Origin of the sequence: Enterococcus mundtii (assembly GCF_002947535.1) — a bacterium.
GTDB lineage: Bacteria > Bacillota > Bacilli > Lactobacillales > Enterococcaceae > Enterococcus_B > Enterococcus_B mundtii_B.
On record NZ_PUAP01000017.1, the window covers coordinates 138,109 to 146,831 of the forward strand.

8 protein-coding genes are annotated in these 8,723 nt (G+C 34.9%); all 8 read right to left on the reverse strand.

Features of this window, described 5'->3' with window-relative positions; genetic code table 11:
* Positions 1-8 precede the first annotated feature (8 nt).
* Complete coding sequence (locus CUS89_RS05330; protein ID WP_104871340.1) at positions 9-1,844, reverse strand: beta-glucoside-specific PTS transporter subunit IIABC; 1,836 nt, start codon at positions 1,842-1,844, stop codon at positions 9-11.
* The gene (locus CUS89_RS05335; RefSeq protein ID WP_104871341.1) at positions 1,834-2,685 is read right to left on the reverse strand and encodes a PRD domain-containing protein; all 852 of its coding nucleotides are present in this window, start codon (positions 2,683-2,685) and stop codon (positions 1,834-1,836) included. The genes CUS89_RS05330 and CUS89_RS05335 overlap by 11 nt, the downstream gene beginning before the upstream one ends.
* A 796-nt stretch (positions 2,686-3,481) precedes the next feature.
* Positions 3,482-3,685 (reverse strand): hypothetical protein, encoded by a 204-nt coding sequence (locus CUS89_RS05340; RefSeq protein WP_010734650.1) that lies wholly within the window; start codon positions 3,683-3,685, stop codon positions 3,482-3,484.
* Positions 3,670-4,290, reverse strand: coding sequence for a bis(5'-nucleosyl)-tetraphosphatase (symmetrical) YqeK (gene yqeK, locus CUS89_RS05345; protein ID WP_104871342.1), 621 nt, complete (start codon positions 4,288-4,290; stop codon positions 3,670-3,672). Before yqeK ends, CUS89_RS05340 begins: the two co-directional genes overlap by 16 nt.
* Before the next feature lie 385 nt (positions 4,291-4,675).
* Positions 4,676-5,044 (reverse strand): hypothetical protein, encoded by a 369-nt coding sequence (locus tag CUS89_RS05350; RefSeq protein ID WP_258082389.1) that lies wholly within the window; start codon positions 5,042-5,044, stop codon positions 4,676-4,678.
* Between the two features lie 240 nt (positions 5,045-5,284).
* Positions 5,285-5,596 carry a hypothetical protein gene (locus tag CUS89_RS05360; RefSeq protein ID WP_019723443.1) on the reverse strand — a complete coding sequence of 104 codons (312 nt, stop codon included), beginning with the start codon at positions 5,594-5,596 and terminating at the stop codon, positions 5,285-5,287.
* A 25-nt stretch (positions 5,597-5,621) separates the two neighbouring features.
* Complete coding sequence (locus CUS89_RS05365; RefSeq protein ID WP_104871343.1) at positions 5,622-7,031, reverse strand: EndoU domain-containing protein; 1,410 nt, start codon at positions 7,029-7,031, stop codon at positions 5,622-5,624.
* A complete protein-coding gene (locus CUS89_RS05370; protein WP_104871344.1) occupies positions 7,022-7,369 on the reverse strand; it encodes a hypothetical protein in 348 nt (115 codons plus the stop codon). Before CUS89_RS05370 ends, CUS89_RS05365 begins: the two co-directional genes overlap by 10 nt.
* Positions 7,370-8,723 lie beyond the last annotated feature (1,354 nt).

Genomic DNA, 8,723 nt, shown 5'->3' on the forward strand with positions numbered 1-8,723 from the left:
TTTGCCTCCTAAATAATCACTGCTAAAACTTGATTCGTACTGTCATCAGCCAAGGGTACGACATCTAAAAAGTCTGCGCTATTCGTGACAACAACCATCACTGTTGGATCAAAACCAGCTACTTGGATGGCAGAAAAATCAACTGTTGCCAACACATCGCCAGTCTTTACCTGATCGCCGACTTTTACATAACTAGTAAATCCTTTTCCTTCAAGGTTCACTGTATCGATGCCCACATGGATCAATACTTCTACTCCATCTTCTGTCTTGATTCCATACGCATGTTTTGTGGGGAAAACTACGGTGACTTCTCCTGCGATCGGTGCAAAAATCTCGCCATTTTCTTCATCTGGAATCACTGCAAAACCTTTACCTAAAGCTCCTGAAGCAAATGCACTATCTGAAACTTGACTCAACTGGATGACCTCACCTGAGCTGACATTTTCCAGTGCGATTTGACCAGCTTTAGTCAGTGTTTTTTCCTTTTTAACATCTTTTTCTTCTTGTGGCATCCCAAGCCCATAGGCAACAGCTCCCGCTAGGAGAAATGCGGTAACGCATGAAATGATCATCCAAATAAAATTCGCCGTGCCACCAATCAAAAAAGCAGGTAAGCCTGCTAATCCCCAAGCCATTGTCCATGCTTTGACACCCGCTAATCCTGCAATCAAACCGCCAATCCCACCACCAACGATTACCGCAATAAATGGTCGGCGATATTTTAAGAAGACCCCAAAAATAGCTGGTTCTGTGATTCCCATGACCGCTGAAAAACCAATCGTTCCAAATGTCGCTTTTTCTTTCTCTTTTTTCGTCTTCAAGAAATAACCAATCATCGCTCCAGCAACGGCAATATCTGAAATCGTGGCAGCTCCAGTAATCACCGGATCGTAGCCTAGTTCAGCAAAGAAAGTTAATCCGATCGGGAATAAGAAATTCGCAGCCCCTAAGACGATCAAGAACGGTTGGAAAGCTGCATAGAGCATCACCACGATCCAATAACCAATGTTTTCAGACAACATCGTAAAGACCCAAGAAATGCCCGAACCGATCCACATACCAACCGGACCAAAAACGGTTAATAGCACGGGCAATACGATCATCAAGGAAACTGCTGGAACAAAAAACAGCTGAATCGCTTTAGGTACTACTTTTTCTAACTGAGTAGTCACAAATTTCAACAAGGCGATCGCTAATAAAATCGGAATGAATGTGTGGGAATAATCAATCACAGGTAATTGATAGCCGAACAAACTTAATCCTTCCGCACCTGTAATGTTTGAAGACATCACCGTTGTGGCTAAAACAGTTGCGACATACGGATTGACATTCAATCTTCTAGCTGATGAAAAAGCAAAAAAGATCGGTAAGAAAGTAAAAATCGATGTTTGTAATGTCTGGAAGATTTGATACGTTGGACTTTCCGCTGAAACGATTCCGGTCAAAGAAAGCAAACTCAAAATCCCAGCAATCATTCCTGCCGCAATCAACACTTCGATAATTGAAGTCATTGATTCAGAAACGACCGATAATACGGCTGTCGGGATTTTCTTCCATGATAATTTTTCTTTCTCAGAAGTAGCCTCACTCCCACACCCTAAGCCTGTCAATGACATGAAATCATTGTAGACTTCAGTGACATGTGTACCAATAATGACCTGATACGCCACGTCATTAGAGACGACGTCAATCACTCCGTCTAGTTCTTTGATTTCTTCTGTTTTCGCTAAGTTGCGATTATTTAACGTCAAACGTAAACGTGTGACACAATGGGCCGCAGCTACAATATTTTCTTTTCCGCCAACCAATTCAATAATTGCTTTATTTAACTTTTCATATTTCATCTGTTTTTTCAATCCTTTCTGTTAATCGATTGATGTGCATCATCAAATACGTTTCTTCATTCATGGAAAGATCTGCTTTAAATTGATGCTTGATATAAATTTTTATTTTTTGGACCGCTTTGAAAGCCTCCGGATATAACTGACTGATTTGTTGATACAATAAAGAAATACTTCCTTCTGACTGTGCCAACTCACTTTTGATGATCCTTTGGATAAAGTATTGCAGATGTGTTGAAAACCTCATAAAGTTCGTCGAAGATTCATCGATTTTAAATGTATAGTGTTTTTCAATAATAGAGACAATATCACTCAATGTTTGCATTTCCAGTAACCGATCAGATTTCTTATTGTCCCAAAAGTTGATGAAATGCAAAGCGATAGAAGCCGCTTCATCATTAGGAATACTTAGATTTTTTTCTTTCTCGATCATCTCAAGACTCTCCAGTGCGAGATCAAAATGACGAGGATAAAACCGGCGAATATCCCAAATCAACGGACTTGCAATAAACTGGTTCTTTTCAGCCCGTTCTAAAAGAAACTCTAAATGATCCAGTAATGTTAGGGTTAAATAATCACTCACTTTGATGCCAAGTTTCCCCTCTGCATTTTCAATGATCCGACTAATCAAAAGAATGTCATTTGAATCCGACTTTGAAAGTAAGTAGCTAAAATGCTCCAACATTTCATAAGAATCCAAAATATACATTTTCTCGATCTCGTCTTCTGAAACCTGTTGACCTTTTTTCTTTCGAAAGCCGATTCCCTTGGAAACAATAAAGACCTCATGTCCGCCCTTCTTGATCAATGCCACATTGTTATTGATTATCTGTATTATTTTCACTTGCCCTATTCTCCTTTCCTAAAAAAAAGAACTCAAAAAAGATTTAAGGCCTGTGCCTTAAAATCTTTTTTGAGTTCTGCCTGCATTGCAGTAACATACTCGCATTTAATACTGCCGCGTATCAAAAGGGTTCTTCTTTTTATTGATGATATATAATTAATGATAAATGGGTTTCACGAAAATGTCAACGCTTTCTTTATTGGTGCATAACAAAAAATAATGGTTATCAGCCGATTTTTTCTAATACACCACTAGTTGTTTCATCCATCTATTTTTTGAAATATTTCATTAAAACAACTGTAGCAAGATCTCATATGTAAGAAATTCCATCAGGATTTTGCTCTTTTTTTGTGACAATGTGTCGCTTCATTTCCTCTACATCGTGCTTCTTTGGCTCTCATCCTTCAATCATATTTGTGCTTAAGGCGTACCAAACTCCTTTAAAATCTTTTTGGGAATCAAATTGTACACCCATGATTATTAAGTTTGTTTTATCTACATTTAAAGGCATTTCACAAACATCCTTTATGCAGTAGTTAATTATTATTATACTAGAAGTTAGATAGAATTTTAGTAAATTCATCTGACAAAGCTGACAGATTCTACAAGAACAGTATCTGAGAAAAGTACCTATTTTTTATTCTACGATAGTAAAAATGAGTCGGTACTTTATTAGCAACCCTATTTAGATATGATTTCATCTATTCGAATTAGACACTTTTCAATACTGACAGATAAACAACTGTATTGATAAAATAGAAAGAGAGGCCTACATTTGTTTTCGTTTCGACACTTATTACTGTTCTTTTTGAAAGGTCGGTTGTTTTCTTCTTTTTCTTTTTTCTTCACTATCTTCCAGAGAAGAAACGGATTTTTGTATTTTCTCTGTTTCTTTTAAAGTTCTTTGGATTTGTAAAGATTGGTCTTCTTCAGGTAAATCAACATTATTTAAAATTTCACTATCATGATAAAAATTTGGTAAATTTATAAATTCTGGCATATATCTCTCCCGTCCTCTCCTTTACTAACTGCCTTAGACAATGATTCATGTGCTTCTTTTAGCCATGGATGAACAACTTTGACGCCTTGATCCAATAGATATTTAATATAATACAATGCAGCACTTTCTAAAGAACATTCAAGTGCTGATAATAAACTGTCTAGATACGGAGGAATTCCATCTTGATCCCAACTTATTTTATCTGCAACGAACACAACTAAGTCTAGTTGAGTATACCTCCCCCTTAAAGTTGTATGACACTCAATTGCGGATAAAATCTCGTTGTCAGTGATGTCAAAAATCTTTTCTGCCATTTTTTTTGAGATCTTCTGGTGAATGATCATTGGAAATACCAACTCTTCTTGATTTAGTTCTATCCCCATTTCTTTTGCTATAGTAATTCTACAATTGTTTGGATAAATTGCGGATATATCGTGTAAATAACCCGCTATTTTGGCTTTTTCTCCATTGATATTGTAATTTACAGCAAGTTTCTCCGCACAATCGCCGACTGCTATACAATGTTCATAAGTTTTTATATGGTCATGTTCTTCAAGAAAACGATAAACATCATCTCTTAATGCCAAACTATTCACTATTGTCATTTTTTCCTCCATTTACTTACTATGTGTATTTTCAAATGAATTATTTACTACTTATGGATATTAAAAAAATCGAGCCTTACATAGAAGAAATATACATAGAGAATTAGATATTTTATACTCTACTTTTAAATATATTCATAATTTTTCTTCTGATTTAACAATTATCTCGGTCTTGCCTAAATACTGGATTTCTTTGCCAAAGATTTGTTTTATGTAATTTAATTCCACTTTATCACTTTTCTTGATAAGTGTGTAATAACTTCATATGTAGAAAAAGAAACGATAAATTTGAATCGCTTCTTTTCAGTATTGAATTTGGATCTTAAAATAAAATTGTATATATCCTTTTATTTATTTTGTTGTAAAAAGGCTTCTAAAATACGCTTTACCGGTAAACTGGCATTTTTAATAAACTTTCTGCTTTTTTTATTGTCGCTATATTGGAAATAATCATGGTTTTATATGGTTCTTTATCGAATGAACGCAACGAATCTAAAGCATATTCAGCAACCTCAGCATTATCGTTTACTAGCTCTAACAACAAGTGGAAGCCATTCATACCAGTATCCTCTTCAATAGAATAAGCTAATCTAATTTTATATCTATCATTCTTTGTTTTTACAGATTGCATTAACGCTTTCCAATCGCTCTCAGTAAAATTTCCTAGTAATTCTTCAGCATATATACATCCATCATCATACCAAGAATCCTCTGAACTATCTTCAGATAATATTTTATCTAACTCATCATACATATTTTAACACTCCTTATTTGTTAAATCCTATAGGAGGAGGTCCATTAACTGTTCCAGTAGGATAAGCACTAATTATTTTAGCTCCTTGTTTTATTACATCAATTTTAACGCCACAAACAATACTTCTATGCCCTGTTGCACCATCACTAGTTAACTAGATTGCTATTACCAATAGTCTTTGAACTTTCAATGATTTTCGTATCAATGCAGCTCTCTGGAAATGCTGTACTGGTTTTTATTTTAATTTTTTATGTAACTTTCAGCATCAGAAATAAAAAAGGTTAGCTTCAAATCCGGATATTTTTTATCAAGTTCCCTTAAACAAGAGATAAATCTTTTACTTTGTAATTTTTCAGAAACATCAGCAAAAACTGAGCTAATCAATAATAAGTCTTCCTTAGAACAATTTTTCAAATAATTGATTGTTTTATCTTCACTCATAGATAGTATAGTGGTTAATTCTGTCCAACTTTTTTCAAGTCCAAAGTCGTCTTCTTCATGTAAACTTCTTCGTTCTTCTAAGTTTTTATTTATTTGATTAAATATATCCATAATTTTTTCTCCTTTAAATAGTTATTTATGGTTGTTTCGTGCCTTCTGGAAAAATGGTTCCAATATTCCCATCCGTTTTTATTACACCCACTCGTACACCATTATAATCCCCAAAAATAACGTCCCCATTTTGAGCACCTACAAAATTTGATTGGTTAGCAATATGCTGTGCTGCACGTTCTATCTCTTTATTTGTCCAATTTTCAGGAAACCAAGATTGACCTGTGCCTATACGTTTCGACGGTGTCTTGTGGTGTGGTACATTTCCAGCTCTGACACCATTAGAGTAAGTTTTTTCAATGTTTACTTCAAACCCATTTTCCTTTAGAAAGTCAATGTTAGCTTGGCCATGTCCCCCACCCTTCATTTTGGAAACTTTTCCTGTGGAAGGATTAACAGTAAAATCTCCGACATCAGCATGTTTCAAACTTTGTTCCGGAATTTCAAGTTTAGAGACTGTAGCTCCTCCCTCTTTCTCACTAAACGACTTTTTCTTGACACTCCCAACATCATCGATGCCATCTAATCTCGAAGCACCTTTATTTCCGTAATACGCACCCATCACTGTATCGCCAATATTCGTAAACGTTCCTGACCATGCAGCGTACTTGAATTTATTCGCTTCTTCTTGGCTAATTTTCTTTCCTGTGTAGGGATTGATTCTTATATTCGCACAAGCGAGTGTTTTGCGATTGATCTCTTCTAGACTATCAGTTTCTTTGATTAACTCAATCTCTTGATCTCCTGATTCAATAACCAAAGATACGTCTTTTTTTATTTTCTCAAAATAACTTTTATTTGTACCTTTTGGTAATGAGTATGAACCATCACTTTTGATTGTTGTATTATTTAATATCAATACGCCTTGCATCGCTATCTTCAACTCATTTAGACTATTAGCAAATAAACCACTTGTTTGTGTATTGAAATCCTGTAGTTTTCTTAGTTGATTTTGTAAATGATCGATGTCTTGTTGAAAGCTATCAGTCATTCGTTCCAAATCTCTTTGAACATTCAACAATGTATCTAGTACACTTGCAATTGGATTCAGTGTCGTTTGTAATCGGACGAAAAATAAGGTCTGGTCTACTGAGTTTTTCATTGTACGTGTGACTTGTATTTGTTGATTTAACTTATCTTCATTCAATTCGCCTTCACTTGCCACTATTTTATCGGCATTTTGGTATTTTTTCAATTCTTGTTCAATCTGTTCAATGGCATTTGTTGTGCGTGTAACCGTTGGAATGATCAAGTCCGCAAATAAACCTTTTCCTACTGTATACGCCGCACCAGATAATTGCTGTCCGTCCACGGCTGAAACAACTTTTTGACTACCCGACTTCAATTGACTAACAGTTTCTTTACCACTTTCTAAATTACTTTTAAGCGCAGACATAAAGTCCGAAGATTCACTACTGACATAAATCAATCCCATAAGAGGTTTCTCCTCTGCGCCTGTAATTCTTCTCGTTCTATTTCTAATTTCTGTATCGCTTTGTTATATGTAGCATTTAATTCCTCATTAGCTTGTCTTAACTGACGTTGAAAAATATGTTGTTTTGTTTCATTATTTTTATGTAACCACTGTGTTGAGGTATAACCTCGTTGCAATGCTTCGAGGTTTGATTCAGCTAATTGTTGAAAACCTCTTTGAAATACATCTTGCAACTGAAACAGTTTTTCTTCTAATACACGTTTTTCATTCGATAATTTTTCTTGATGTTGTTCCACTTTGACAATTTCTTGTTGATTCTTTAGAATTTCATCATTCATTTACTTACCTCCATTCCATCTCATACATTTGATTTGAACCTTCCTAGAAGTAATGATTTTTACCGCTTTAGAGAACATTTCGCTACTTCCAAGATATAAATCTATAAATCGTATCACTATCGATCTTTACAAAGAAAGCGAATTCTACGTAAAGCTTACCAAATATACAAATCGAAAAATAAAAAATCTCATAAAATATAGTTTTGATATCATAATCGTGCAAGTCTTTGTAATTGTTCTTTTGAATATATAAAAATGCAAAAGAAAAAGGCTTACGCCCTTTACCAAAAAACTATGCGGAGTATCTCTCTCTACGCCATGCGATTGCAATGTTGTTCAGTCACACATTCTACAATACCGTACCAGACGGAGCGACCGCTGGCATATTGTAGCTTTACGAGATGTGGTCAGGCATGACAGCCTACAAATTCCACAGGGGCATTCGGTATATTTTGATTATGATTAGTATCAACATATACCGCCTTCTGCTACTCTCACGCGTTTCTTGTCTTATAGATTATTTCTAATCACTTCACGGCGAAGGACTTCTTTGGATGTTTCCATCAGTGTGAAATGCCAATCCCTTAGCAAATCTCTTCACGGAGAGGCTCAGTCTTATCAACTTAGCTTTCTATTATCGTCCCGACAAGTTCGCTACCTTACATTTGGTCACACTTTGCACACGTTCTTTGCGTTCCAATGCTTTTACACTGGCTTTCCTCTTGTTACCAAGAATACTCACTTGATACGCAACAGTATCCCATTACGACATCAACAACGACTTATTCCCAAACGTTCCTTGACGAGTTGCTTAAACTCTTATACACAAGGTTCTGCATTAGTTTTTTGATAAAAAGAATAAACCTTTTAACATTTTTTTAATGATCATTATTTCATATATTTAACTGACCTCAACGATATCATTCTTTCTCAACTTTATCATGAGTTAAAAAAATTTTCGTTCCTTAAATTTAAAAAAAAGAAAAAAAGTGGGACAATCATCAGATATTTTCTGATGATTATCCCACACTCTTTATTTGATTGAACGCATCAGCAGTTCTTATTGACAAAGAGAACGCATAATTAACTTACTTACCCCACAGACCCTTCCATCTCATAACTAAATATTTAGGCTTATCATACTATGTGTTTATTTAATAGAAAATACCTTTATATCAACGATTAACTAAATGCAATCTTTAATGTTATATCTCTGATTAACTTGAATTAATTTATTATTGTGGCAAAAATGTGGCAGTTTTACAATTACGCAATATACCGTTTTCTTCTTTTCTGATACAATATAGATACAAAATTTATGAAATGAGGAACGGAGATAAAGTCCATATAATTG

Excerpts from the sequence above, each read along its gene's own strand:
- CUS89_RS05360 (WP_019723443.1), bottom strand. The coding sequence starts at position 5,596 with ATGGATATATTTAATCAAATAAATAAAAACTTAGAAGAACGAAGAAGT.
- CUS89_RS05370 (WP_104871344.1), bottom strand. The coding sequence starts at position 7,369 with ATGAATGATGAAATTCTAAAGAATCAACAAGAAATTGTCAAAGTGGAA.
- CUS89_RS05350 (WP_258082389.1), bottom strand. The coding sequence starts at position 5,044 with ATGTATGATGAGTTAGATAAAATATTATCTGAAGATAGTTCAGAGGAT.
- yqeK (WP_104871342.1), bottom strand. The coding sequence starts at position 4,290 with ATGACAATAGTGAATAGTTTGGCATTAAGAGATGATGTTTATCGTTTT.
- CUS89_RS05330 (WP_104871340.1), bottom strand. The coding sequence starts at position 1,844 with ATGAAATATGAAAAGTTAAATAAAGCAATTATTGAATTGGTTGGCGGA.
- CUS89_RS05365 (WP_104871343.1), bottom strand. The coding sequence starts at position 7,031 with ATGGGATTGATTTATGTCAGTAGTGAATCTTCGGACTTTATGTCTGCG.
- CUS89_RS05340 (WP_010734650.1), bottom strand. The coding sequence starts at position 3,685 with ATGCCAGAATTTATAAATTTACCAAATTTTTATCATGATAGTGAAATT.